The following is a 25376-nucleotide window of genomic DNA, read 5'->3' on the forward strand; positions in this document are numbered from 1 at the left end:
CGATGGCCGGCGGCAGGATCGGCGCGGCGATCGGCCTCGTGCTTGCGCTGGCGCTCGCGCCAGCCGGCGAGGCGGCGCCCAAGGGGGTCGGCAAACCCCTCAAGGGCCTGCCGTTCTCCGAATTCCACACCCGCGACCGGCTCGGCCGCGATATCCGCTACTTCCTCAGCCCGGGTGAGCCCGGCGCGCCGCTGCTGCTGCTCATCCAGGGCTCCGGCTGCCAGCCGGCCTTCATCGACGACGGCCGAGGCAACTGGGGCAGCACCGTGTACGGCGCCCTGCGGATCGCGGGGAAGCAGCGCTTCACCGTGGTCGTCGTCGACAAGCCCTTCGCCAACAGGTCTCCCGGCGCCTGGAGCGGCACGGCGACCGATTGCGGCGCCGACTTCAACCGCGAGTTCACCGCCGAGCGCTGGCTGGCGGCCTTGCAGGCGGCGATGCGCGCCGCCCAGGCCAACGCCCCCGCGGCCGGCGGCCGGCGTGTCGTCTTCGGCATGTCCGAGGGCGCGGTGATGGCGGCCATGCTGGCCGGCCGTGATCGCCAGGTCACCGATGTCGTCGCCATGGGCGCGACCGGAACCACCCAGCTGTTCGACTTCATCGCCCTGACCTACCGCGAGCCGGCCATCCAGCGCGCCGGGGCGCTGGCCGAACTCGAGGCCCAGGTCCGGGCGATCAACGGACGTCCGGACAGCATCGACGACCTCGCCTGGGGCCACCCCTACCGCCGCTGGTCATCCTTCCTGCGGGTCTCGACGGCGGACGAGCTGATGCGCAGCGCCGCGCGGGTCTATCTGCTCAGCGGGGACGCGGACCAGAGCGTGCCGATCCTGTCGACGGAGGTCGCCTACGCCACCCTGCTGGCTCACGGCCGCGATGTGACCCTGCGGCGGGTTCCGGGCGCCGATCACTTCCTGCAAACGCCGGGCGGTGATCCGAACCAGACAGGCCTGGAGTTCGACCGGGCCGTCGACTGGATCGCGGTGGCGTCAAACCGTTAGGCCGGCGGCGCCGGGTCCAGCGCATTCTCCCGCGTGAACCATGCCGTGACCCGCATGCCCTCGCCCGGCGCGGTCTCGATCTCCACCCGCGCCTTGGCGTTCTGGCGCAGGGACTGGACGATCAGGTTGCTCAGCTTGCCCTTGCGCGGCCAGACCACGCCCTCGGCCAGCCCCACCCCGTCGTCGGCCACCACCACCCGGCAGCCGCTCTCCTCGACCAGGCATTTCAAGGTAATGGTCCCGCCCGTCCGCCCCTCGAAGGCGTGCTTGAGGGCGTTGGTCAGCAGCTCGTTGACCACCAGCCCGGTCGGCATGGCGACATTGATCGACACCGGCCAGGTGTCGACCTGCAGGTTCAGGTGGATGCCCTCCACCGCGTGAGCCTGCATCACCGAGGCGGCGATGCCGGACAGATAGGTGCCAAGATCGATGGTGTCGTCGGCGTCCTCGCCCGACAGCGAGCGGTAGAGCAGCCCCATGGCCTCGATCCGCCCGGCCAGCCGGTCGAAACGGTCGTCGTGCGGCGCCCCGTCCGTGGCCTCCGAGACGTTGCGCGCCTCGATGCGGATCAGGGCGGTGATCATCTGCAGGTTATTGGCCACCCGGTGCTGCAGCTCGCGCAGCAGGGTGTCCTTCTCCTTGATCCGCATCTCGTAGGCGGTGAGGTCGACCTCGCCGCGCCCGTCGGCGCTGACCAGGGCGATCAGCCGGAACACCGCCTCGCCGCCCTCGTCCTCGATCAGGTTGCTCCAGACGTCGACCGACGCGGCCGCCCCGCCCGGCTCGAAGGCGAACACGCCGATGTACTCGCTCTCCTCGGTGACCGCCTTGGCCAGCGGGCGGGCGTCCCGCGTGGCGGCCCCCGGCAGCGCCGACCAGGGCCGTCCCTCGAGGCCGGCGGCGGCCAGCCCGGTCAGCCGCTCGAACTCGATGTTGGCGTAACAGATGTGCTCGTCCGGCCGCAGGTTGGACACGGCGATGGCGATCGGCACCTGGTCGAGGAACTGCCGGAAGCGATCGGATTCGAGGACGTGGGCGAGGTCGGGGCTGGCGAGCAGGCCGGTGGGGTCGTCCTGGTCGGTCATGGTGGGGTACGCTTTCGGGAGACGGTGACAGCTGGGGAGACTAGCGCGGGGACAGACGCTGAGCGAGCGCGATCAACCTCTCGCGTTAGCCAGCAGGAGCGCCAGGAAGTCCGTCCGGTCCTCCGCAGGGGCGTCGAGCAGGGATTGGACCGCCCGCTCCGCCGTGGCGACCGCGTCCAGCGCGTCACTGTGGACGAACCGCGCATGGGGGTCGTAGTCCGCCTGATGCCGCAGTTGCTGCAACGCGACAAAGTCGGCCGCGAACGCGCGCAGGTGAGGATCGATGGACTGGCGGCCGAGCTGGCGCTGGAATTTCTCGCCAAGGACCGCCTTGTCCACCTCGATACACAGCCGCCGCATCTGTTCGTGGCCGAACCCGCGATAGAGCAAGGCGAAGCCCGGCCGATCAGCGGCCCCCGCTCCCATGAACCGCTCGGCCGCCGCGCCAAGGACGGCGTGGAAGGCGGCGTAGTAGGCGGTCGAAACGGCCCGGCGCAGTTGTGAGTCGGAAGGCACGGCCACGGAAGCCGGATCGCTGAGCAGCCGGGCGACGTCCAGCAGCTCGGCGGGGTTCAAATGTCCCCCCGCATGGCCCAGTCCTTGGCCAGCAGCAGGCGAACAAAGGGATAGTGTCCGTCACCGCGCGTGATGAGTTCGTCACGGATGCGTTGCGACAGCCGCGTCTTCAGCAGCGAGGCGCGGGCTCGGTGGCGATCATCATCGAAACGGAAGGAGATGAAGTAGGCCGGCCGGTCGCTGAAATCGACGCCGGACCGCACATCGACCTCCTCGACGCCGTCTTTGACGATCTGCCGGGCTGCGGTCAGGCTCAGATCTATGAGGTCGTCGGCGGGCAGGTCCATGTGGGGATTCTGAACGGGGCGTAGCGGACCGTCAACTGCGAGACGATGCGGGCAGGTGCTGGACGATTGGTCGAATCTCGGTGCCTTGGCAGAGCGAAGCCCAACCAACATGATGCATGTTCAAGGTCACCCGAAGGGAAATTCAGAGCGCTTCCATGGACTCAATTCGCCCATTCACAAATGGCATTGCGAGCAGGATGTTCCTAAGCACTGCCGATCAAAACTATATCAGTAGTCGCGCTTCCTTCTTCGAACAGAGAGACTGGGATTTTTGGTGGCTCCTTCTGCACGCTACCGAAAAGTATCTAAAAACAATACTTCTTATGAATGGAAAATCAGCGAAATCTGGCGGACACAATATTATTGAGTTGCTCGCTCTGGTGAGATCCATTGATCCGCGCCTCACCCCACCGAAATTTAAGAAGCCCAAAATTTCAGGAATCGAGTTCTGGCATGACTATCCGGATGAAAAATTTTTCAACCGACTAAATGAGTATGGGAGTGCCAGCAACAGATACGGGACGTACGGGTACACTCTGCTTTTTGATGATCTGTTTAGAGCCGACCAGCTGATTTACTGGGCTCGGCGACATGCGAGACCCCTAATACAGCGTCTCAGTGATGGGCGGGAAATTGATTGGGTCGAGGGCTTGGAAGGCAACCCGGCGCTTTGGCATCTCTACGAAGGCCCTCTGGAAAAGATCGCTGCATTGAAATCCAGCAGCCGCCGACGCTGGCCGCTTTCCAGGTTAAACGCCCCCTTCTTTCCTGATGCGCGCCACACGATTAGGTCTTGGCGCTCGTCCTCTACAAACCCGCCGATTGCTGAGTGGTGCGAACGCCTCGAAAATTCTCAGCCGGCCTCGGATACGCGCCAGACCGCCAAGGCTGTCATCCAATGGGTGATCGATAACATTCAACTCAGTGCGGCCGACCGACAGGAACTAAAAGACCACCTGATCAAGTTCCCCTAGATGACACCCGCCAAACATCCGTTTGAATCCCCTTCCCCCCTCCCCTTCCCCCCGCTAATCTCCCGCCCGAACCGGCCCCCTAACGCCGGACGCAAACCTTCGCGGGAGACCCACGCCATGGCCGACTTCGGCGCCACCGAACTCGAAACCTTCCGCGCGGAGACCCGCGCCTGGTTAGCCGCCAACTACCCGCCGTCGCTGAACGGCCCGGCCGGCGAGGACGACACCCCCTGGGGCGGGCGCAAGGCGAGCTATTCCAACCCCGACATCCAGGTCTGGATGGACCGCATGGCCGAGAAGGGCTGGACGGCGCCGATGTGGCCGAAGGCCTATGGCGGCGGCGGGCTCTCCAAGGAGCAGAACCGCGTGCTCGAAAGCGAGCTGCGGCGGATCAAGGCGCGGCCGGCGCTGGCCAGTTTCGGCATCTGGATGCTGGGGCCGGTGCTGCTGGAGTACGCCACCGAGGACCAGAAGCAGCGGTTCCTGCCCGATATCGTCAAGGGCAAGATCCGCTGGTGCCAGGGCTATTCGGAGCCCGGCGCCGGGTCCGATCTCGCCGGCCTGCAGACCCGCTGTGAGGACCAGGGCGATCACTACCTGATCAATGGCCAGAAGGTGTGGACCTCCTACGCCGACCAGGCCGACTGGATCTTCTGCCTGGTGCGGACCGACACCTCCAAGAAGCACGAGGGCATCAGCTTCATCCTGTTCGACATGACCAGCCCCGGCGTCGAAACCCGGCCGATCAAGCTGATCAGCGGCAGCTCGCCCTTCTGCGAGACCTTCTTCACCGACGTGAAGGTCCCCAAGGCGCAGCTGGTCGGCAAGCTGAACGGCGGCTGGGAGATCGCCAAGCGGCTCCTCCAGTACGAGCGCCAGAACATCTCGGCCGGCGGTTTCGGCGGCGGCGGCGGGCTGGATGTCGTCGACGCGGCCAAGGCCTACGTCGGCATGGACGAGGCCGGGCGGATCGAGGACGCCGACCTGCGCGGCCGCATCGCCAGCCACAAGATGGACCAGGCCTGTTTCGCCCTGACCATCCGCCGGGCCGAGGCCGAGAGCAAACAGGGCGCGGGGCCGAGCGCCGCCACCTCGATCATCAAATACGCCGCCGCCAAGCTGAACCAGGAGCGCACCGAACTGCTGGTCGAGAGCCTGGGCCTGCAGGGGCTGGGCTGGGAAGGCGACGGCTTCTCGGGCGAGGAGCTGGGGAGCATCCGGTCGATGCTGCGGGCCAAGGCCAACTCCATCGAGGGCGGCACCAGCGAGGTGAACCTCAACGTCATCGCCAAGCGGGTGCTTGGGCTGCTGGACCACCAGTAGCGCGATAGCGCCCTTCTCCCGCTCGTCGGGAGAAGGTGGCCCCCGAAGGGGGTCGGATGAGGGCAGCACCAGCGGAAGCCGATGACCATGAACACCAGCGTCAGCAGCAGCACGTCACGCAACGCCTTCCAAGGCCGGTGCTGCCCTCATCCGACCGCTTCGCGGCCACCTTCTCCCGACAGGCGGGAGAAGGAACTCCGTGGGGCCGCCGCATGATCGAATTCTGGTACGAGTTCGCCTCGACCTACAGCTACCCGGCCGCCATGCGGATCGAGGGGCTGGCGGCGGAGGCCGGCGTCGCCGTCGCCTGGCGGCCCTTCCTGCTGGGCCCGCTGCTGCATGAGCACCAAGGCCTGACCGACAGCCCGTTCAACGCCTTCCCGGTCAAGGGCCAGTACATGTGGCGCGACATGGAGCGGGTCTGCAGCCAGCAGGGCCTGCCCCTGACCCACCCCAGCCAGTTCCCGCGCCACTCGTACCTGCCGGCCCGGGTGGCCATCGTCGGCCTCGACGACGGCTGGACGCCGGCCTTCAGCCGCGCCGTTTACCAGGCCAACTTCGTCGCCGACCTCGACATCTCCAAGCCGGAGGTGCTGGAGCCGCTGCTGGCCGAGGTCGGGGCCGCGCCGGGCGCGGTGTTCGACGCCGCCCAGTCCGATGCGACCAAGGCCCGCCTCAAAGAGCATGTCACCCAGGCCCGCGAGCGCGGCCTGTTCGGCTCGCCCAGCTTCCTCACCGCCGACGGCGAGCTCTTCTGGGGCAACGACCGTCTCGAATCCGCCCTTGAGTGGGCCGTGCATCACCGAACGATGGAGACCGCCTGATGGCCGTCCTGAACGAAGAACAGACCATGCTGCGCGACGGGGCCAAGGCCTGGACGCAGACGGAGTCTCCCGTCGGCAAGCTGCGGGCCCTGCGCGACAGCGGCAGCCACCAGCCGTTCGACCCGGCCGCCTGGGCCGAGATGGGGGCCATGGGCTGGGCCGGGGTGATCGTGCCCGAGGACTTCGGCGGCTCGGCCTTCGGCTACCTGTCGCTCGGCCTGATCCTCGAGGAGACCGGCCGCACCCTGACCGCCTCGCCGCTGCTGTCGACGGCGATGATCGGGGCCAGCGCCCTGACCCTCTATGGCTCCGAGGCCCAGAAAGCCGAATGGCTGCCGAAGATCACCGAGGGCGCTGTGGTCACCGCCCTGGCCGTCGATGAGGGCCCGCACCACAACCCGGCCCGCACGGCGCTCACCGCCTCGGGCGGCAAGCTGACCGGCAAGAAGACCTTCGTGGTCGACGGCGACGTCGCCGACCTGTTCATCGTCGCCGCCCGCACCTCGGGCAAGCCCGGCGAGACGGACGGCATCTCACTCTACCTCGTCCCCAAGGGCGCGGCCGGCCTCACCGTGAAGCACCTGGCCCTGGCCGATAGCCGCGGGGCCGCCGAACTCACCTTTGCGGGCACCCCCGGCGAGCTGCTCGGCGAGGAAGGCCAGGGCTGGGCCCCGCTGGAGGCCATCCTCGACCGGGCCCGCATCGGCCTGTCGGCCGAGATGCTGGGCAGCGCCCTGCAGGCCTTCGAGGTCACCCTCGACTACCTGAAGGTCCGCACCCAGTTCGGCCAGGTGATCGGCGCCTTCCAGTCGCTGCAGCACCGGGCGGCCAAGATGTTCACCGACCTGGAGATGGCCCGCTCGGCCATCGAGGCGGCGCTGGAGACCCTGGACGCCGGCGGCGACGCCCGCGCCGCTGCCTCGCTCGCCAAGTGCAAGGCCAGCGAGCTGATCCATCTGGTCAGCAACGAGATGGTCCAGATGCACGGCGGCATCGGCATGACCGACGTCCACGACGCCGGCCTCTACATGAAGCGGGCCCGGGTCACCGAGCAGCTGTTCGGCGGGGCCGGGTTCCACAAGGACCGGTATGCCAAGGTGTTGGGGTTCTAACGGTTCTGCACCCCGCCGGGGCAGGGCAACCGCATACGGCCGGCGGCCAAGACCGGGTCAGCTGCCGTGAGGGGTCCCTTCTCCCCTTGTGGGAGAAGGTGTCGCGAAGCGACGGATGAGGGGTCGATAGGTCTGTAAGCTGCGTCGAGGCGGTGTGGACAAGCTGTGTCGGAGGTCGGTGAGCCCCCTCAACCGGCCCTTCGGGCCACCTTCTCCCACGAGGGGAGAAGGGAGACCAGAGGCGAACTCACAAACGCCAACTTGTGCATTCCACCCCCCTGCCCCGACCATACCCAGGATTCAAAAGTCCTGCCGGCGCCGCGTGTCGCCCAAAGACCGCGTGCCTTCCCTGGCGCAAGCGCCACGGTGGTCGCCGGGTGGTTCCACCCCGGTCGAAACGGCCTCCCAGGCCGACCTCCGATTGGTCTCGCATGGGTCATAATACACTGAAAATACAGCGTATTTTCCAAACCACACCGCTCAATCCGTGCTATAATGGTTCCGCTTCGATAAACCACCCTCCAGCGGCCCCGATCTCTCGAATTCTTCATCCGCGGCAAACCGCTGAGCGATTGCCTGCGTAAGGTTCAGCGACTACCGTTCGCGCAACCATCTGGGGAACCATCATGCGCAAGATCATCGCCACCGTCCTGGCCATCGGGATGACCGCGGCCCTGTCCGCGCCGGCCTACGCCCAGTACGGCGCCAAGCCCGCGCCCAAGGCGGCGACGCCGGAACTGCCGCGCTGCGCCGCGCCCATCGCCACAGTCGCCATCCAGGAGCCGGAAGTGCAATGGTGGCGGTCCTACGGCCTCTCCAACCCCGAGAAGCTGCTGAAGTTGTTCGCCTCGCGCTCCAACTGCCTGCGGGTGGTCGACCGCGGGGCCGGCCTGGCGATGCGCCAGGGCGAGCGCGAGCTGTCGGAATCGGGCGAGCTGCGCCGTGACAGCGGCATCGGCCGCGGCACGGTCAAGGCGGCCGACTACTTCATCATCCCCGACCTGGCCAACGCCGATGAGAACACCGGCGGCGGCAACGTGGCCGGCGTGGCCGGCGGCCTGATCGGCGGCACCGTGGGCGGCATCGTCGGCGGCATCCGCACCAAGAACATCGAAGCCCAGGCGCTGATCACCCTGGTCGACAGCCGCACCACCGAACAGGTCTACGTCGCCGAGGGCACGGCCAAGAAGAAGGACATCTCCTTCAGCGCTGGCGCCGGCGGCGCCGGCCTGGGCGGGCTGATCGGCGCGGTCGGCGGCGGCTACAGCGACACCGACATCGGCAAGATCATCAGCGCCGCCTACTTCAACGCCTTCGTCGACCTGGTCGACTACATCCAGGGCGGCAACGTCGCCGGCGGGGCCGAGGCCAAGGCCAACGCCGGCCCGGTCGCCCAGGTGACCACCGCCGAGGTCAAGCTGCGCAAGGGCCCCTCGCCGCAGGCCGCCATCGTCTACACCCTGCGCCAGGGCGTGCTGGTCTATCCGACCGGGGCCCGCAACGGCGTCTGGATGGAGGTCGATGACGAGAACGGCAACCGGGGCTGGATGAGCAGCGCCTTCGCGAGCCCGCGATGAGGGCTCTGAACGCAAGCCTGACGGCGCTGGTCCTCGGGCTGGCGCTGTGCGGCGGCGCGATCAGCGCCGAGCTCGGCGACGCCCAGAGCGTGGTCGCGGCCGAGGCGGCCTTCGCCAAGCGAGCGGCCGAGATCGGCAATGTCCCGGCCTTCCGGGAGTTCGCCGCGCCGGGCGTGATCATGTTCCTGCCCGAGCCGATCGTCGCCAGCGACTACCTGGCCAAAGCCACCTGGCCGGGCCTGATCGAATGGCGGCCGGACTTCGTGGTGGTGTCGAGCGGCGCCGACCTGGCCTTCGCCTCTGGCCCGTCGCAGTGGACGACCAAGGACGGGGTCGATCCCGGCTACTACCTGACCGTCTGGGCCAGGCAGCCCGATGGCGGCTGGAAGTTCGTGCTCGATCGCGGCACGCCCGGCACGCCGAACCTCTACACGGCCTCGCCGACGCCGCCCGAGACCCATCTGCTGACCGGCGGCGAGCCGTCGGCGGTCACGCCGGCGGGCCTCGAGGCTGTGCTGGCCGACGGCCTGTCGCGCGACACGGCCACGACCATCGCCGCCAGGCTGGACAAGTCGGCCCGGGTGATCCGCGCGGGCGCCGCGCCGGCCACCGGCAAGGACGCCGCGCGGGCCCTGTTGGCCAAGGATCCGACGGCCGTGCAGGCCAGCTACCTGGGCGGGGCAATGTCCAAGAGCGGCGACCTGGCCTACAGTTGGGGCGAGACCCGCTGGACGCAGGACGGCAAGGCCCGGCGCGGCCACTACGTGAGGGTGTGGGCCCGGACCGGCAAGACCTGGTCCATCCTCGTCGACCACCAGATCGCCCTGCCCGCCGCCTAAAATCGCCCGGCGGCCGGAACACCTGATGGGTGACCGGCATTCTCTTGCGACAAACTCGCAGGAGGTCCCATGTCCACCGACACCCCTGACGCGATCGAGAAACGCCTCTGGGCGGAGATCGAGAAGGCGCACATCGGCATGGTCGGCATCGTCGACGGCCCGCCGCAGCATTTCCAGCCGATGACCGCCTTCACCGCGCCCGAGGCCGGCGAGATCTGGTTCTTCACCCGGGCCGAGACGGACCTGGCCCGCGAGGTCAGCCGCGGCGCGCGCCAGGCGATGTTCATCGTCCAGGCCCGGGACCGTGAATGCCAAGCCTGCATCGGCGGTGAGCTGACCGTCGAGATGGATCGCGAGAAGATCGCTCAATGGTGGAGCATGATGGTCGCCGCCTGGTACCCGGAGGGCAAGGACGACCCGGACCTGCGGCTGCTGCGCCTCAAATGCCATGACGCCCGGGTGTGGATCAGCGACGCCGGCCCGGTGAAGTACATGTGGGAGGTGGCCCGGGCCAACGCGACCGGCCGCGAGCCCGCGCTCGGCGGGCGCGCGGACGTGACGCTGAACTAGGCTCCGCCTACGCCGTCTTCGGCTTGAACGGCCGCGGCTCGCGGCTGCCGCCCTGGCGGGACAGCATCCAGCCCGGATACTCCGGCGGCAGGGCCGAGACCTCGTCCAGCGCCTTCAGCTCCTCGGCCGTCAGCTCGATCTCGGCCGCAGCCAGGTTGTCATCGAGCTGTTCGTTGGTCTTGGCCCCGACGATCACCGTGGTGACGAACGGGCGGCTGAGCACATAGGCCAGGGCGATGCGGGCCACCGAGACGCCGCGCGCGTCCGCGATCGTCCGCATGGCGGCGACGCAGGGCCAGGCCCGGTCGCGGTTGACCGGCGGGAAGTCGAACGAGGCCCGGCGCGCCCCCTCCGGCCCCTCGCTGTCGGGCCCAAACTTGCCCGACAGCAGGCCGCCGGCCAGCGGCGACCAGACCATCAGCCCCATCTGCTGGTCCTCCAGCATCGGCACGATGTCGCGCTCCAGGTCGCGGCCGGCGATGGAGTAGTAGGCCTGGACGCTCTCGAACCGCGCATAGCCCATGCGGTCGCTGATCCCGTGGGCCTTCATCATCTTCCAGGCCTGCCAGTTGGAGCAGCCGATGTAGCGGACCAGCCCCTGGCTCACCAGGTCGTCCAGCGCCCGCAGGGTCTCCTCGACGGGGGTGATCGGATCGTTGGCGTGGATCTGGAACAGGTCGATGTGGTCCAGCCCCATGCGGTCCAGGCTGGCCTTGACCCCGTCCATGATGTGGCCGCGCGAGGCGCCCCGGTCGTTGGGCCCGCGACCCATCTCGCCATAGACCTTGGTGGCGATCACCACGTCGCTGCGCTTGACCCCCAGGTTGCGCAGGGCGGCGCCGACCAGCCGCTCCGACTGCCCCATCGAATAGACGTCGGCCGTATCGATGAAATTGACCCCGGCGGCCAGCGCCCGCTCGACCATGGCGTCGACGCCCGGCTGGGCCACGGCCCCGATCGCGCCCCACATGCCGGCGCTCTCCTCGGCGAAGGTCATGGCGCCGAGGCAGATCTCGGAAACATAGAGGCCGGTGCGGCCGAGGCGGCGGTACTTCATGAGTATTCTCCGAGGGATTCGCCCAATTTGAGTGTTGTTGAATGATGTCCGTGTCGGGCGCCCGACAGCCGCATGAACTATCGAGTGGCCGGATTTCGCCGCCGACACTTTGTTGCAGGACCGGAAACACCGATACCCGCCTGAACTATGTCGACCAACTGACAGTGCTTGCTTCTTCCTCCCGATAGCTTGCAACCCCCGCCGCGGTAACGGCGTTTCGATTCGCCATGACGAGTTCACCACGCTTGAAAAACCGCCTGCTTGCCAGCCTGCCGCCCGACGACTTCGCCCTGCTCTCGGCACAGCTTTCATCCGTCGACATGGAGAAGGGCCGCCTGCTCTACGAGCCGGGCGATCCCATCGAGACGGTATACTTCCCGCACGACTGCGTCATCTCCCTGCTGACCCTGATGCACAGCGGCGCGGCCATCGAGTCGGTGACCATCGGCCGCGAGGGCGCCTTCGGACTGATGACGGCGCTGGGCCCACGGGCGGCGCTGTCGCGGGCGGTCATCCAGATCGCCGGTTCGGCCTCGCGCATCTCGGCGTCCGCCTTCCAGCAGTGCTGCAAGCGCAGTCCGGCCCTGATGGCCCTGGTCGATCGCCACAACGACGCCCTGTTCGGCCACGCCGTCCATTCGGTGGCCTGCAACGCCCTGCATTCGGTGGAGGCCCGTTTCGGCCGCTGGCTGCTGTCCTGCCGCGACCGTATCGACGGCGACACCGTCAGCCTGACCCAGGAGTTCCTGGCCGACATGCTGGGCGTCCAGCGGACCACCGTCACCGCCGTGGCCGGCAGTCTGCAGGCCAAGGGCCTGATCCGCTATCGCCGAGGCGTCGTCGACATCCTCGACCGCAACGGCCTGGAGGCGGTAGCTTGCGAATGTTATGGCGCCGTGCGCGGCATCTATGAGCGGCTGCTGCCGGCCTCGTTCGACTAGCGGCTGGCCCAGGCCCGCAGGAGCCGCTCCAGCACCGCCAGGCTGTCATCGACCGCGACGCCCTTCTCGCCCCTGGCCAGGGCCAGGATCAGTTCGTTCAGCGCCCCCATGATCATCACCGCCATCGGGCGCACGGCAGTCTCATTGGCGTGCGGCGCCAGGTTGCGCAGACCCTGACGCAGGGTCGGCAAACCGAGCCCATGATCGATCCGCTCCCATTCCTCGGCCCCCAGCACGCCGGGCCCTTCGATCATGACAATGCGCGCGAAGTCCCGCCGGCCACTGAATTCGAGCGCCGCCCGGCAGCCGGCCAGGATCAGCGTCATGGGCTCGGCCGCCAGGTCCGAGGACGCGGCGCGGCAGTGGGCGTCGAAGGCCTTCTCCAGGGAGACCAGGACGGCGGTGAACAGCGCCTTCTTGTCGGGGTAGCGACCCGACAGCGCCGCCACCGACGTCCCCGCCCCGGCCGCAATCTCCGCCAGATCTGCGCCCTCGAAGCCCCGCGCCGCGAAGGCCATGCGGGCGGCGTCCAGCACCCTCTGGTCCTCGGCGGCGGCGGTCTGCTGGTCCAGCGGCATGTATCGCTCATACCTGCCCGGGGCCCTTGCGCAAGCGCGCTGTTGGACCCGGCGGCAATCGGGGTTATAGCCCTCCCCGCCTCGCGCGGGACGAGACGGCCTGTGTCCCCTCGTCTTTCAGCGCGCCAACCCCTCGGGAGACTCCCCACCCATGGCCAAGATCAAGGTCGCCAATCCTGTCGTCGACATGGACGGCGATGAAATGACCCGCATCATCTGGAAGCTCATCAAGGATAAGCTGATCTTCCCCTACCTCGACCTCGAGCTCGACTACTACGACCTGTCGATCGAGCACCGCGACGCCACCGACGACCAGGTGACCATCGACGCCGCCAACGCCACCAAGCGTCACGGCGTGGCCGTCAAATGCGCCACCATCACCCCGGACGAGCAGCGGGTCGAAGAGTTCAAGCTCAAGAAGATGTGGAAGAGCCCCAACGGCACCATCCGCAACATCCTGGGCGGCGTCATCTTCCGCGAGCCGATCATCTGCCAGAACGTGCCGCGCCTGGTGCCCGGCTGGACCCAGCCGATCATCGTCGGCCGCCACGCCTTCGGCGACCAGTACCGCGCCACCGACTTCCTGTTCCCCGGCCCCGGCAAGCTGACCATCAAGTTCGTCGGTGAAGACGGCCAGGTCATCGAGAAGGAAGTCTTTGACGCCCCGAGCGCCGGCGTCGCCATGGCGATGTACAACCTCGACGACTCGATCCGCGACTTCGCCCGCGCCAGCTTCTCCTACGGCCTGGCCCGCCAGTACCCGGTCTATCTGTCGACGAAGAATACGATCCTGAAAGCCTACGACGGCCGCTTCAAGGACATCTTCCAGGAGATCTTCGACGCCGAGTTCAAGGCCGAGTTCGACAAGTTCGGTGGCACCTACGAGCACCGGCTGATCGACGACATGGTGGCCTCGGCCCTCAAGTGGTCGGGCGGCTATGTCTGGGCCTGCAAGAACTACGACGGCGACGTGCAGTCGGACATCGTCGCCCAGGGCTTCGGGTCGCTGGGCCTGATGACCTCGGTGCTGCTGACCCCCGACGGCCAGACCGTCGAGGCCGAGGCCGCCCACGGCACCGTCACCCGCCACTACCGCCAGCACCAGAAGGGCCAGTCGACCTCGACCAACTCGATCGCCTCGATCTTCGCCTGGACCCGGGGCCTCGCCCACCGCGCCAAGCTGGACGACAACGACGCCCTGGCCACCTTCGCCCACACCCTGGAAAAGGTCTGCATCGACACCGTCGAGGCCGGCTTCATGACCAAGGACCTGGCGCTGCTGGTCGGCGACAAGCAGAGCTGGCTGACCACCGAAGGTTTCCTCGACAAGGTCGACGAGAACCTTAAAGTCGCGATGGCCAAGGCCTAGACGACAACGGGGCGGCTGGATCATCCAGCCGCCCTTGTTCATTTCCGAGACCCGCAATGGCCTTCACCGGAACGATCCGCGACCTGACCGCCGCCGACCGGCCGGCCTGGGCGCGGCTGTGGGCCGGCTATCTCGACTTCTACCAGTCGAGCGTCGCGCCGGAGGTGACCGAGGCGACCTTCCAGCGCCTGCTCGATCCGGCCTCGCCGATGTTCGCACTGGTCGCCGAGCGGGACGGCGCCGTGATCGGCCTGGTGCAGTGCGTGCTGCATGCCTCCACCTGGTCGCTGAGCCCCTACTGCTATCTGGGCGACCTCTTCGTCGATCCGGCGGTGCGCGGGTCGGGGGCCGGCCGGGCGCTGATCGAGGCGGTCTACGCCCGCGCCGACGCCCTGGGCGCCGCCCGCGTCTACTGGATGACCCACGAGAGCAACACCACGGCCCAGGCTCTTTACGACCGCGTCGCCAAGGCCAGCGGGTTCATCCAGTACCGCCGATAAGGCCCGGCGAAGAAACGGCGTGATCCGCCTCTCGACCTCTGCCAAACTCCGTCCAGTCGCCGGCGATCACCGACAGAGTTCCGTCATGTTGCGTCCAGTCCCCCCGCGCCACCGTCGCTGCTGAGGCCCGGGTGGATCGCCAGACTCCCCTCTCCGAAGACCAGACCCTGGCCGGCCGCTCAATCGAGCCGTGGCTCAACGAGTCCGCGGCCGTCATCGAGGTGCTGCGCTCCGGCTCGCGCGACTTCGCCAAGGATCTCGGCGGTCCGGGCATGGCCTTCGCCCTGTTGCGGGCCGAGCGGCTGGGCGTTGCGGTGGTCGACCGCCAGGGCGCCGCCCTGTTCGCCAACCCCGCCTGGCGCCAGGCCTTCGCGGATGGCGCGCCGGACAGCGAGGTGCTGGCCAGCGTGATCGCCGGGGGCGGGCGACGCACGGTGCTGATCGACCACGGCGCAGCCGCCGCCGGTCGCTCGACCGCCCTCTATGCCGCCGCCCCGCTGGCCCTCGACTGGGCCCTGCCCGACGAGGCCCTGGCCGCCCTGGAGGATGGCCGGGCCGCCGCCGTGATCCTCGTCGTCGGCGCCCTGTCGGCGGCCCAGGTGCTGGGCGATGTCTGCCGGGCCTTCGGCCTGACCGACCTGCAGACCCGCGTCGCCATCGGCCTGGTGCGGACCGGCGACGTGCGCGGCGCGGCCCAGCAGGCCGGGGTCTCCTACCAGACCGCCCGCAAGGTGGCCTTCGACGCCATGAAGCGGGTCGGGGCGCCGCGCATCACCGGCTTCATCGAACGGCTGGTGCGGCTCTCCTTCGGCATCTGGCCGCAGGGCGAAGCCGGCGCCGCCGAGCTGACCGACGTCTGGGGCCTGTCGCCCCGCCAGGCCAGTCTGGCCTTGCGCATCGCCGAGGGCCTGACCCGGGCCGAGGCGGCCTCAGCGGCCGGCATCTCCGAGGCCACCGCCAAGAAGGAGCTGGAGGTCGTCTTCGAGGTCATGGGCGTGCATTCGGCCGCCGGCCTGGCCCGGGCCGTCACCGAGGCCCGTGCCCTGGCCCTGATCACCGACGCCACCCACGGCGAGGCCCAGCTGGACACCGACCGGATGGAGCCGCTCGGCCTGCTGCGGCGCCCCGACGGCTCGCAGGTCGCCTACAGCGACTACGGCCCCCGCTCCGGCCGGCCGGTGCTGGTGCTGCACTCCAGTTCCGCCTCGCGGCCGCAGTCGAGCCGGCTGGTCGCCGCCCTGCAGGCCCAGGGCTTCCGGCCGCTCAGCCTCGACCGGCCGGGTTTCGGCCTGACCGACCCCCACCCCGACAAGGCGCGGGGGCGGGCCGATCCGTTCGGCGCCGCCGTCGACGATGTGCGCCTGCTGCTGGCGCATCTGAAACTCGAGCGCATCGACATCCTCGGCCGTGGCGGGGCCCAGGTCGCCGTCGCCCTGGCGCGCGAGGCGCCGGGCCTGATGGGCCGGGTGCTGCTGGTCAATCCCGACCCCTCCAGCGCCTCGCACGACCGGCGACGCGGCCCGATGGGGGCGATGCAGGAAGCCTTTCTGCGCCATCCGGACCTGATCGAGGGCCTGGCCCGGCTGATCGGGGCCAACCTGTCGCCCGACCGGGTCAGGCGGATCATGCTCAAGAGCGTCGAGGGCAGTCCGTTCGACATGGCGACCTTCGCCGACCCGCGGAACCTGGCCGACCACGGGCGCGGCTTTCGGCTGTTCGGCACCGGGCGGGTGGCCGGCTATGTGGCCGAGCAGAGAGCCATGGGCCGCTGGACCAGCCCGCCGCTGGCCGGCGCCGCCCATTGGCGGGTGCTGCTCAGCCGCCACGACTTCCTGCACGACCCGGCCCGGACCTTCGCCGTCTGGCGCGAGATTCTGCCGGAGGCCCGCTTCGACTGGGTCGAGGACGCCGGCCGCCTGATGGCCATGAGCCATGCCGACCTGGTGGCCCGTACCCTGGCCGAATGCCGACCGCCCGGTTGACGGGTTCCCGCCTGGATGGAGAGAGCTTGCGGGAGGCGCGGTTTGGCCCTCTTAAATGGGGCCATGCGCAACAGCCTCTTCCGGATCGTCCTGCTCGCCCTGGCGATCTTCGCCATCGCCTTCGTGGCGGCGCCCTTCTACAGCTACCGGGCCTTAAGGGCCGCGACCGTGGCCGAGGACGTGCAGGCGATGAGCCAGCTCGTCGACTTCCCGGCCGTGCGCAAGAGTCTGGCCGGCCAGCTCGACCCCGATACGACCCGCACCGCCGAGCCGCCGACCATCTGGCAGGACCCGGTCGGGGCCATCAAACGGGCCTGGAAGGACGTCGCCCCGCAGCCGCCGAAGGTCGACCGCTATGTCACCGTAGCCGGCCTGGGCGACGTGCTGCGCGGCTATCCGCCGGGCGGCGCGCCGCCGGAGGCCAAGCCGGACGGCAGCCTGATGAGCGGCGCCAAGGGCCTGGTCAGCGGCCCCTGGCCGGGCGTCGCCTACTTCGGGCTTGAGCGGGTGCGCTTCGCGGTCAAACGGCCGGGTGAGCCGGAGAAGGTGACCCTGCTGACCTTCGAGCGGCGCAGCCTGTTTGTCTGGAAACTGGTCCATGTGCAGCTGCCTGAGGGCGAACGATAGTTCTTGTTTTGTTCACGTTTGGGCGTAAGGTCTCCCGATCAGATACGGGAGGTTCTCATGATCGGCTACGTCACCATCGGCGCGCTCGACAGCGAGCAGTCGGGCAAGTTCTACGACGCACTGTTCGACGCGCTGGGCCATGACCGGCGGACCGAGGGCGGCGGCTGGATCGGCTACGGCCCCAAGGGCGGCGGCGAGGGCTTCGCCGACTGCCACACCGCCATCTGCCCCCCCTTCGACGGCCAGCCGGCCCGGGCCGGCAACGGCATCATGGTCGCCTACCAGGCCAAGACCGCGGCCGAGGTCGACGCCGCCTATGCGGCGGGCATGGCCAATGGCGGCACGGACGAGGGCGGGCCTGGGCACCGTCCGCCGGGAACGCCGGGCTTCTATGGCGCCTACCTGCGCGACCCGACTGGCAACAAGATCGCGCTGTTCGCGGCCGCGTAACGGCCATGCGCAAGGTGGTCAGCTATCTCACCATCGGCTGCAACGACCTGGAGCAGGCGGTGGCCTTCTACGATCCGGTGCTTGGCGCGCTCGGCATAGGGCGGGTCTGGCTGCAGAACGGCTGGGCCGGCTATGGGCCTGAGGGCGACGATCACGGCACGGTCCTGATCTGCCCGCCGTTCGACGAGCAGCCGGCGCGGGCGGGCAATGGCGTGATGATCGGGCTGCATGCGGAGTCGGAAGCGGAGGTCGATGCGTTTCACGCAGCGGCGCTGGCGCACGGCGGTAGCTGTGAGGGGCCGCCGGGGCCGAGGGCGGCGTATGGCGAGGGGTATTACCTGGCGTACGTGCGCGACCCGACGGGGAACAAGCTGTCGGCGTTTTATCGGGCTGCGGGAGATCATGCGTAGCCGGCGGACGACCATCGCTCTGGCGCGGTCGTTGAGGCGGGAGATGAGCCTGCCGGAAGTCTTGCTCTGGCAGGTACTGCGAAGCCGGAAGTTCGAGGGCATACGCTTTCGGCGTCAGCAGCCGATCGGTCCCTATGTTGCGGATTTCTACTGCGGCGCCTGTCGTCTGATTATTGAGGTCGACGGGCAGTCACACCACTTCGGGGACCAACCTGAGCGGGATAGGGCGCGCGACCGTTGGCTGACCGACCAGGGGTTTGGTGTGCTCCGCCTGCCTGCTTCCTTGGTCCTCGGAGACATGGATTCCGCCGTCCTGACCATCTTCGCCGCTGTCGGCGACCGCGAAAATCCTCCTTCGGGGCGCGAAGCGCCACGGGGGAGGGGGACCGCCGGCCCGACTTAGGGCCGGGGGTGGAGGGGGCAGCGCCGGCGGATGGGATTGGCCGCGTTCTGGCGCGGACGGCGACGACGGCGTTTATGGTCATCGTCGAGGGCCGGTGCTGCCCCCTCCACCACCGCCTTCGGCGGCGGTCCCCCTCCCCCGTCGCTTCGCGCCGAAGGAGGATTTTCCGAGCCCGCCCGGGGTTCTAACCCAGCGCCGCCTTCACCGCCGCGACGCCGTCCGCCGCCTTGCTGTCGTCAGGGGCGCCACCTTGGGCGAAGTCGGGTTTGCCGCCGGCGCCTTGGCCGCCCATGGCGATGACGGCGGCCTTGGCGAGGTCCGCGGCGTTGAAACGGCCGACCAGGTCAGACGTCACGGCGACGGCCACCGCCGCCTTGCCGTCGGAGACGCCGACCAGGGCGACGACGCCCGAGCCGACCTGCTTCTTGAAGTCCTCGACCAGGCCCCGCAGGTCCTTGCCGCCGACGCCGTCCAGCACCCGGCCGATGAAGGCGACGCCGCCGACATCCTCAGGTCCGGACGCCGCCGAACCGCCGCCGCCCAGGGCCAGCGCCTTCTTGGCGTCGGCCAGGGCCTTTTCGAGCGCCTTGCGCTGGCCCTCGAGGGCCTCAACGCGGGCGGCGACTTCACCGACCGGCACCTTGAACTTCTCGGCCAGACCGGTGGCGACGCCCGCCTGGCCTTCCAGCCACTTGCGAGCCGCGTCGCCGGTCAGGGCCTCGATGCGGCGAATGCCGGCGGCGATGCCGCCTTCCGACACCACCTTGAACAGCCCGATGTCGCCGGTGCGCGAGACGTGGGTGCCGCCGCACAGTTCGACCGAATAGGTCCCCTCCCCGTCCAGCGCGCGGCCGAGGGTGAGGACGCGGACCTCGTCGCCGTACTTCTCGCCAAAGAGGGCCATGGCCCCGGCCTCGATGGCCTCTTCCGGCTTCATCAGCTTGGTCTCGGAGGCGATGTTCTGCAGGACGACGGTGTTCACCTCATCCTCGATCCGCGCGATCTCGCCGGCGGTCAGCGGACCGCCGTGGCTGAAGTCGAAGCGGATGCGTTCGCCGTCGACCATCTGGCCCTTCTGGCTGACGTGCGGGCCCAGCACATGGCGGAGAGCCGCATGCAGCAGGTGGGTGGCCGAGTGGTTGGCGCGGGTCGCCTGGCGGGCCGGCGGGTCGACATGCAGCGCCGCCGCCGCACCGACGGTCAGCGAACCGCTCAGCACCTTGATGTCGTGGACGAACAGGTCGCCGGCCTGCTTCTGGACGTCGAGCACCTCGCCCGAGCCGCCGTCCCATTCGACGACGCCCTTGTCGCCGGCCTGGCCGCCGCTCTCGGCATAGAAGGGGGTCTGGTCGAAGACGGCCTGGACGGTCTCGCCGGAGGCGGCCGCTTCCACGGCCGCGCCGTCGATCAGCAGGGCCAGGACCTTGCCGGTCCCATCGACGCTGTCGTAGCCGGTGAACTCGCTGGCCCCGACCTCGTCACGCACGGCGAACCAGGCGGCCGCGGCCGACTTCTGGCCCGAGCCCTTCCAGTTGGCGCGGCTGTTGTCCTGCTGGTCCTTCATGGCGGCGTCGAAGCCGTCCGTATCAACGGTCAGCCCCTTGGCGCGCACGGCGTCCTGGGTCAGGTCGAGCGGGAAGCCGTAGGTGTCGTAGAGCTTGAAGGCCACATCGCCCGACAGCACGCCGCCCTCGGCCAGATTGGCGGTCGCCTCGTCGAGCAGGCCCATGCCACGGCCGAGCGTGCGGCGGAACCGCTCCTCCTCCTGGCGCAGGGTGTCGATGATGGCCGGCTCGGCCCGGCGCAGCTCGCCGTAAGCCCCGCCCATCTCGGCGGTCAGGGTCGGAACCAGGCGGTGCATCAGCGGCTCTTCGGCGCCCAGCAGGTGGGCGTGGCGCATGGCCCGGCGCATGATCCGGCGCAGGACGTAGCCGCGGCCCTCGTTCGACGGCGTGACGCCATCGGCGATCAGGAAGGCGCTGGTGCGCAGGTGGTCGGCGATGACCCGGTGGCTGGGGGCGCGGTCACCCTCGGCCTTGACGCCGGTCAGGTCGACGCTGGCCGCGATCAGGGTCTTGAAGAGGTCGGTGTCATAGTTGTCGTGCACGCCCTGCATGACCGCCGCGATCCGCTCCAGCCCCATGCCGGTGTCGATCGAGGGCTTGGGCAGGCTGGTCCGCGTGCCGTCGGCGTGCTGCTCGAACTGCATGAAGACGAGATTCCAGATCTCGACGAAGCGGTCGCCATCCTGTTCCGGGCTGCCGGGCGGGCCGCCCCAGATGTGGTCGCCGTGGTCGTAGAAGATTTCCGAGCACGGGCCGCAGGGGCCGGTGTCGCCCATGGACCAGAAGTTGTCGTTGGTCGGGATGCGGATGATGCGCTCGTCCGACAGGCCGGCGATCTTCTTCCACAGCGCGGCCGCCTCGTCGTCGGTGTGGTAGACGGTGACCGTCAGCTTGTCCTTGGGCAGGGCGAAGTCGCGGGTCAGCAGGGTCCAGGCGTGGTCGATCGCCTGTTCCTTGAAGTAGTCGCCGAACGAGAAGTTGCCCAGCATCTCGAAGAAGGTGTGGTGGCGGGCGGTGTAGCCGACGTTGTCGAGGTCGTTGTGCTTGCCGCCGGCGCGGACGCACTTCTGCGAACTGGCCGCGCGCGGGCTGGGCGGGGTCTCGGCGCCGGTGAAGACGTTCTTGAACGGCACCATGCCGGCGTTGACGAACAGCAGCGTCGGGTCGTTCTGCGGAACGAGCGGAGCCGACGGCGTGACGGTGTGACCGGCCTTGCCGAAGTAGTCGAGGAAGGTGGCGCGGATATCGTTCAGGCTCTTCATGCGGCGTATCTAGTGTGCGACGCGGAAGAGTGGAACAGCGATTTACGCTATTGCGGCGGCGGGCCGCTGGATTGGCGCACCACGATCGTCGGCAGACGGTCTTCCGGGGCCGGTTCGGCGGCCTCTTTGCCCATCAGCTTTTCAGCCGCCATCTGGCCGATCCGGCGGGTTGGGGTGCGGACGGTGGTCAGCGGCGGCCAGACGCGGCTGGCGATCTGGAAGTCATCGTAGCCGACGATGGAGACGTCGCCCGGCACCGACAGGCCGAGCTCGCGGGCGGCATGCAGCGCGCCGGCGGCCATCTCGTCGTTGCCGGCGAAGATGGCGGTCGGGCGATCCTGTTTGCTCAGCAAGGCCCTGGCGCACTCAAGGCCGGACTCGAAGGTGTAGGCGCCCTCGGCGACCAGCGCCGGATCGAGGCTGAGGCCGTGCTCGGCGAGGCCTTCCTGCAGGCCCGAGCGCCGCTCGGCGCTGGAGCGGAAGGTGGCGACGCCGGAGATGAAGCCGATGCGCTTGTGACCCAGCTCAGCCAGGTGGCGGGCGGCGGCCAGGCCGCCGAGCCGGTCCTGGGTCTCGATCATGTGGCCGGGGGCGTCGAGTGAGACCGAGGCGACGCGGATATAGGCGCAGCCGATCTCGCGCAGCATCTCGGCGATGCGCTCGTCTTCCGAGACCGACGGGGTGAGGACGACGCCGTACAGCTTCTGGCGCTCGATGAAGTTGCGGATGTCCTCGACCAGCGGCGGGCTGGCCCGGTCGCAGGGGTGGACGACCAGCTCGAAGCCGCTGCCGCGCATGGCATCGAGCAGGCCAAGCTGCATGTTCACGACATACTGCGGGTTGGGGTTGTCGTAGATCAGGCCGATCAGGAACGAGCGGCGGAAGGCCAGGCCGCGGGCCTGGGGGTCGGGCACATAGCCGGTCTGCTTGATGACCGCCTCGATGCGCTCGCGGGTCTCCTGCTGCACCGAGGGGCTGTCGTTGATGACTCGGCTGACGGTCTTTTTGGAGACGCCGGCCAGCCGGGCGACGTCGTTGATCGTCGCCCGCCGGCGCGAGAAACCGGTGTCGGCATCACCCCCCTGGGCAGGATTGGCGGAGACAGGTTTCCTGGGCGGCATCTAGCGGGTCAGACCAGATCGCCGTGGGCGGCGTCAAGCAGCAACCAGGCGCGGCCGGCGTCGGACGACAGCAGGCTGGCGACCAGCATGCCGCCGCGATCGCGCTCGGCCGCCTCGTCCAGCATGCCGGTGAAGCGGCGCAGGTAGCGTTCGGTCTGGCCGCGCAGGGCGGCGTCGGAGAACAGCCGGCGGACCAGACGGCGGATGGCGGCGGGGGCCAGACGGCGGACCACCTCGCGGGCGCCGCCGTAGTCGCGAGTCTGGACGGCGGCGGCCAGCTCGTCGATGCGGTTGCGGGGCAAGAGGGCCGTCGGGTCGATGCCCATGGCCTCGATCTCGCCGAGCAGGCGTTCGGCCAGGCCCTCGGCGTCGCTGTCGTCGCCGTCGATGGTCGAGAGCAGGTCCTTCCAGCTCCAGCCGGCCTCGCCTTCCGGCGGCGGCTCGGCGGGGGCCCGGCCGCCGGCGGCTTCGAAGACGCTGCGGAACTCCTCGTCGGTGGCGGTCGGCGTCAGGCGCAGGCGGGGACGCAGGCCGGCCTCGCGGGCGGCGGCCTCGCCGCTGATCTCGCGGCTGCGCAGGGAGGCCGGCGGCGGGGTGGCGGGAGCGGCGGGTGTCGCCTGATTGGCCGCCCCGGCGACGACGCCCATCAGCTTCACCGCATCGGTCAGCATGTCGTAGTTGCGGCGCACCCGTTCCTGGAAGGCGGTGTCGATGGCCTGGGTTTCCTCGGCCGTGTGGCGCGCCGATTCCATCAGGTCGGCCATGCCGCGGTCAACGGCGGCGGTGACCTGCTGGGTCTGGGCGCGGGCCTGTTCGGGCAGGCTGCGGGTGCGGGCGTCGAGATCGGCCAGCAGGGCCTGCAGCTCGGCCAGGGTGGCCTTGGCCGAGGCGGCCCCCTCCTCCAGCCGGGCGGCGGTCTGGGCGCCGGCCTGCTCGACCATCTGGGCCGAGGATTCGATCAGGTCGCGGGCCTCGTCCAGGCGGGCCTGGAAGATGGCGTCGGCCTTCTGGTGGGCGGCGAAGGCGGCTTCGTTCAACTGGTCGACGCGACCCTGGGCGGCCCCGGCGTGGCCTTCGGCGGCGTTCTTGGCGTCGAGGGCGGCCTGGGTCAGGCGGTCGATGGACTCGCGCAGGTCGCGCTCCATGCGGGCCCGTTCGCCGGCGGCGGCGTCGCTCAAGAGGTTGAGGGCGTTCTGCGATTCGCCGGTCAGGGCCTCGCGTTCGGAGGCGGCGGTCTCCAGCAAGGCCGACATCTGGCTGGCGGCTTCGCCGATCAGGTGGCGCAGGGCCTCGCCGCCGCGGGCGGCGGTGTCGCCCAGCTCCGAGGCGCTCATCGTCGCCTGGGCCATGAATTCGGACAGCTGGGCGGCGCGGGTCTCGGCCTGGGCGGCGAAGTCCTCCTGGTCGGCGCGGATGGCGTGGCTGACGGTGACCAGGCTGGCGCGCTGTTGCGACAGGCCGGCCTCGACCAGCCGCATCTGGTCGCCGACCCCGACGCCGGCGGTCTCCAGCCGGGCGACCTGGCGGGCCAGGTCCTCGCCGGCCACGCGGGCGGCGTCGCTGGCCTCACCGGCGGCGGCGGCCAGGTCGGCGGCGCGGGCGGTCAGAGCGGCTTCGGCTTCGCGGAGCTGGGTTTCGGCCAGGTCGGAGGCCTCGGCGACCATGCGGGCCTGCATCGAGATGCTGTCGGAGACGGCGGCCGAGCGGGCGTCGAGTTCGCCAGAGAGGGCGCCCAGCGAATCACGCTGGCGGCCAAGGGTGGCAGCCAGCTCGCGGGAGGTGCGTTCGGCGGCGGCGGCGGCCTCGGCCAGCCGTTCGGTCTCTTCGGCCAGCGCCTGGCGCAGGGCCAGCATGGTGTCGCGGGCCTCGGCGGCGGAGGCGGCGGCGGCTTCGATCTGGTGGCGGATGCCCTCCACGGCCGTGCCGGCCTCGGCGGCGGCCAGGGCGGCGGGCCCGACCATGGTCTGGGCCAGGTCGCGGGTGCGGCGAATCTCGCCGCCCAGCTTCTGGCCCTGGCGCATCAGGTAGGCGGCGATCCAGATCAGGGCCAACGGCCCGATGGCCAGCAGGGCGAAGACGGTCATCGCCATCGGATCGTTCTGCAACGGGGCGACATTCTGGCGGTAGCCGAAGGCGTAGGCGAGCGGCGCGGCCGCCCAGACGGCCGAAACCACGCAGGCCAGCGCCCAGACGGCGGCGCCGCCCGCCTCCTTCACCTTGGGCGCGCGCTGCAGCACGGCCGGCGGCAGCGGCGGTTCGGCGGTCGGCCGCAGGATCTGTTCCGGCGTCGGTGGGGTGAGCGCCGATTCGGGGGGCGAAGGCTGGGGCGCGGCGGATGGGGGCGGCGAAGACGGGCGCGTGAAGGATTGCGGCTCGACCGCCATCTCGACGGCGGGGGCGCTGACGATCTCGAAGTCAGCCTCAAGCACCGGCGGCGCGTCGAGGCGCTGGTCCGGGGCGGGCTCGAAACGCGGGACGATCCCCTCCGGCGCGATGCGGGTGAAATCGAGCGTCGGGCGCTTCTTGGCCATGCGCTTAGCGTCGTCCTGGGAGCCGGACCTCCAACCTGCGCCAAGGCCCCGACCCCATGCCTCGCGCAACGGGAGAAACCTAGACGTGATTGTGCTGGGAGTTAAGTCGCTTGCGACGATTTCGTTAAGGTTTGCGGCAGTTAGGCCGCGGTGGCCTTCGGCTTGGCGACCTTAACCGCTTCTGGACAGTCGGACTCGTCCGCGTCGGCCTTCCGGTCCGGCGCCGATTCGCGCTGGATCACCCGCTCGGCCTTGGCCGGGGGATCAGGCAGATCGACCTTGAGGCCAAGCTGATTGAGGCTGGCCACCGCCATCCAGACGAGGACCGCGGCGATCAGTTCGACAATGGCTTGCATGGGGCGTCCCTCCCCGGAACCAGATATCCCGGTTATCCAACGGGTTCCCCAGTGTG

25 protein-coding genes are annotated in these 25376 nt (G+C 69.3%); 16 read left to right on the forward strand and 9 right to left on the reverse strand.

The genetic code is table 11. The annotated features are described in order from the left end of the window. Window positions 1-2 precede the first annotated feature (2 nt). A complete protein-coding gene (locus AC1RSK_RS19260) occupies window positions 3-1001 on the forward strand; it encodes an alpha/beta hydrolase family protein (RefSeq protein ID WP_492909281.1) in 999 nt (332 codons plus the stop codon). Here the strand turns inward: AC1RSK_RS19260 and AC1RSK_RS19265 are convergent. The 3 genes from AC1RSK_RS19265 to AC1RSK_RS19275 all read right to left on the reverse strand — a co-directional run bounded on the left by AC1RSK_RS19265 (window position 998) and on the right by AC1RSK_RS19275 (window position 2949). Beyond that, entirely contained in the window at window positions 998-2086 is a 1089-nt protein-coding gene (locus AC1RSK_RS19265) for a sensor histidine kinase (protein ID WP_492909282.1), read from the reverse strand. The genes AC1RSK_RS19260 and AC1RSK_RS19265 overlap by 4 nt on opposite strands. Window positions 2087-2158: 72 nt before the next feature. Beyond that, window positions 2159-2662 carry a hypothetical protein gene (locus tag AC1RSK_RS19270; protein WP_492909283.1) on the reverse strand — a complete coding sequence of 168 codons (504 nt, stop codon included), beginning with the start codon at window positions 2660-2662 and terminating at the stop codon, window positions 2159-2161. Further along, the gene (locus AC1RSK_RS19275) at window positions 2659-2949 is read right to left on the reverse strand and encodes a hypothetical protein (RefSeq protein WP_492909284.1); all 291 of its coding nucleotides are present in this window, start codon (window positions 2947-2949) and stop codon (window positions 2659-2661) included. Before AC1RSK_RS19275 ends, AC1RSK_RS19270 begins: the two co-directional genes overlap by 4 nt. Before the next feature lie 116 nt (window positions 2950-3065). On the opposite strand from AC1RSK_RS19275, the gene AC1RSK_RS19280 reads away from it, so the two are divergent. The 7 genes from AC1RSK_RS19280 to AC1RSK_RS19310 all read left to right on the forward strand — a co-directional run bounded on the left by AC1RSK_RS19280 (window position 3066) and on the right by AC1RSK_RS19310 (window position 10168). Continuing rightward, window positions 3066-3923, forward strand: a complete 858-nt coding sequence (locus AC1RSK_RS19280; protein WP_492909285.1) for a hypothetical protein — start codon at window positions 3066-3068, stop codon at window positions 3921-3923. Between the two features lie 117 nt (window positions 3924-4040). Next, window positions 4041-5246, forward strand: a complete 1206-nt coding sequence (locus tag AC1RSK_RS19285) for an acyl-CoA dehydrogenase family protein (protein WP_492909286.1) — start codon at window positions 4041-4043, stop codon at window positions 5244-5246. A 212-nt stretch (window positions 5247-5458) separates the two neighbouring features. Next, window positions 5459-6070, forward strand: a complete 612-nt coding sequence (locus AC1RSK_RS19290) for a 2-hydroxychromene-2-carboxylate isomerase (RefSeq protein ID WP_492909287.1) — start codon at window positions 5459-5461, stop codon at window positions 6068-6070. Beyond that, window positions 6070-7182, forward strand: coding sequence for an acyl-CoA dehydrogenase family protein (locus AC1RSK_RS19295; RefSeq protein WP_492909288.1), 1113 nt, complete (start codon window positions 6070-6072; stop codon window positions 7180-7182). The genes AC1RSK_RS19290 and AC1RSK_RS19295 overlap by 1 nt, the downstream gene beginning before the upstream one ends. 626 nt (window positions 7183-7808) lie before the next feature. Further along, window positions 7809-8759 (forward strand): CsgG/HfaB family protein, encoded by a 951-nt coding sequence (locus AC1RSK_RS19300; protein WP_492909289.1) that lies wholly within the window; start codon window positions 7809-7811, stop codon window positions 8757-8759. Then, window positions 8756-9598: a DUF4440 domain-containing protein gene (locus AC1RSK_RS19305; protein ID WP_492909290.1), complete on the forward strand. Its 843-nt coding sequence runs from the start codon at window positions 8756-8758 to the stop codon at window positions 9596-9598. The genes AC1RSK_RS19300 and AC1RSK_RS19305 overlap by 4 nt, the downstream gene beginning before the upstream one ends. 69 nt (window positions 9599-9667) lie before the next feature. Then, a complete protein-coding gene (locus AC1RSK_RS19310) occupies window positions 9668-10168 on the forward strand; it encodes a pyridoxamine 5'-phosphate oxidase family protein (protein WP_492909291.1) in 501 nt (166 codons plus the stop codon). Between the two features lie 7 nt (window positions 10169-10175). Here the strand turns inward: AC1RSK_RS19310 and AC1RSK_RS19315 are convergent, their stop codons facing one another. Next, the gene (locus AC1RSK_RS19315; RefSeq protein WP_492909292.1) at window positions 10176-11225 is read right to left on the reverse strand and encodes an aldo/keto reductase; all 1050 of its coding nucleotides are present in this window, start codon (window positions 11223-11225) and stop codon (window positions 10176-10178) included. Window positions 11226-11470: 245 nt separating this feature from the next. Between AC1RSK_RS19315 and AC1RSK_RS19320 the strand changes: the two genes are divergently transcribed. Beyond that, window positions 11471-12166 (forward strand): Crp/Fnr family transcriptional regulator, encoded by a 696-nt coding sequence (locus AC1RSK_RS19320; RefSeq protein ID WP_492909293.1) that lies wholly within the window; start codon window positions 11471-11473, stop codon window positions 12164-12166. Here the strand turns inward: AC1RSK_RS19320 and AC1RSK_RS19325 are convergent. Beyond that, entirely contained in the window at window positions 12163-12744 is a 582-nt protein-coding gene (locus tag AC1RSK_RS19325; RefSeq protein ID WP_492909294.1) for a TetR/AcrR family transcriptional regulator, read from the reverse strand. The genes AC1RSK_RS19320 and AC1RSK_RS19325 overlap by 4 nt on opposite strands. Window positions 12745-12895: 151 nt before the next feature. Between AC1RSK_RS19325 and AC1RSK_RS19330 the strand changes: the two genes are divergently transcribed. The 7 genes from AC1RSK_RS19330 (at window position 12896) to AC1RSK_RS19360 (ending at window position 18485) form a co-directional block, all read left to right on the forward strand. Further along, window positions 12896-14113, forward strand: coding sequence for an NADP-dependent isocitrate dehydrogenase (locus tag AC1RSK_RS19330; protein WP_492909295.1), 1218 nt, complete (start codon window positions 12896-12898; stop codon window positions 14111-14113). A gap of 56 nt (window positions 14114-14169) precedes the next feature. Then, a complete protein-coding gene (locus AC1RSK_RS19335; protein ID WP_492909296.1) occupies window positions 14170-14613 on the forward strand; it encodes a GNAT family N-acetyltransferase in 444 nt (147 codons plus the stop codon). Between the two features lie 131 nt (window positions 14614-14744). Continuing rightward, complete coding sequence (locus tag AC1RSK_RS19340; protein ID WP_492909297.1) at window positions 14745-16595, forward strand: alpha/beta fold hydrolase; 1851 nt, start codon at window positions 14745-14747, stop codon at window positions 16593-16595. 63 nt (window positions 16596-16658) lie between these two features. Continuing rightward, window positions 16659-17222 (forward strand): DUF2939 domain-containing protein, encoded by a 564-nt coding sequence (locus AC1RSK_RS19345; protein ID WP_492909298.1) that lies wholly within the window; start codon window positions 16659-16661, stop codon window positions 17220-17222. Between the two features lie 57 nt (window positions 17223-17279). Then, window positions 17280-17672 carry a VOC family protein gene (locus AC1RSK_RS19350; RefSeq protein WP_492909300.1) on the forward strand — a complete coding sequence of 131 codons (393 nt, stop codon included), beginning with the start codon at window positions 17280-17282 and terminating at the stop codon, window positions 17670-17672. A 5-nt stretch (window positions 17673-17677) separates the two neighbouring features. After that, window positions 17678-18082, forward strand: coding sequence for a VOC family protein (locus AC1RSK_RS19355; RefSeq protein WP_492909301.1), 405 nt, complete (start codon window positions 17678-17680; stop codon window positions 18080-18082). Further along, window positions 18075-18485: an endonuclease domain-containing protein gene (locus AC1RSK_RS19360; protein ID WP_492909302.1), complete on the forward strand. Its 411-nt coding sequence runs from the start codon at window positions 18075-18077 to the stop codon at window positions 18483-18485. The genes AC1RSK_RS19355 and AC1RSK_RS19360 overlap by 8 nt, the downstream gene beginning before the upstream one ends. A gap of 184 nt (window positions 18486-18669) precedes the next feature. Here the strand turns inward: AC1RSK_RS19360 and alaS are convergent, their stop codons facing one another. From alaS to AC1RSK_RS19380, 4 genes are all read right to left on the reverse strand, one after another. Then, window positions 18670-21312, reverse strand: a complete 2643-nt coding sequence (alaS, locus tag AC1RSK_RS19365) for an alanine--tRNA ligase (RefSeq protein WP_492909303.1) — start codon at window positions 21310-21312, stop codon at window positions 18670-18672. 47 nt (window positions 21313-21359) lie between these two features. Further along, the gene (locus AC1RSK_RS19370; RefSeq protein ID WP_492909304.1) at window positions 21360-22433 is read right to left on the reverse strand and encodes a LacI family DNA-binding transcriptional regulator; all 1074 of its coding nucleotides are present in this window, start codon (window positions 22431-22433) and stop codon (window positions 21360-21362) included. An 8-nt stretch (window positions 22434-22441) separates the two neighbouring features. Further along, window positions 22442-24964, reverse strand: a complete 2523-nt coding sequence (locus tag AC1RSK_RS19375; RefSeq protein ID WP_492909305.1) for a polar localization protein TipN — start codon at window positions 24962-24964, stop codon at window positions 22442-22444. 140 nt (window positions 24965-25104) lie between these two features. After that, entirely contained in the window at window positions 25105-25320 is a 216-nt protein-coding gene (locus tag AC1RSK_RS19380) for a hypothetical protein (protein WP_492909306.1), read from the reverse strand. Window positions 25321-25376 lie beyond the last annotated feature (56 nt).

This window comes from Caulobacter sp. GW821-FHT11A05 (genome assembly GCF_058809015.1).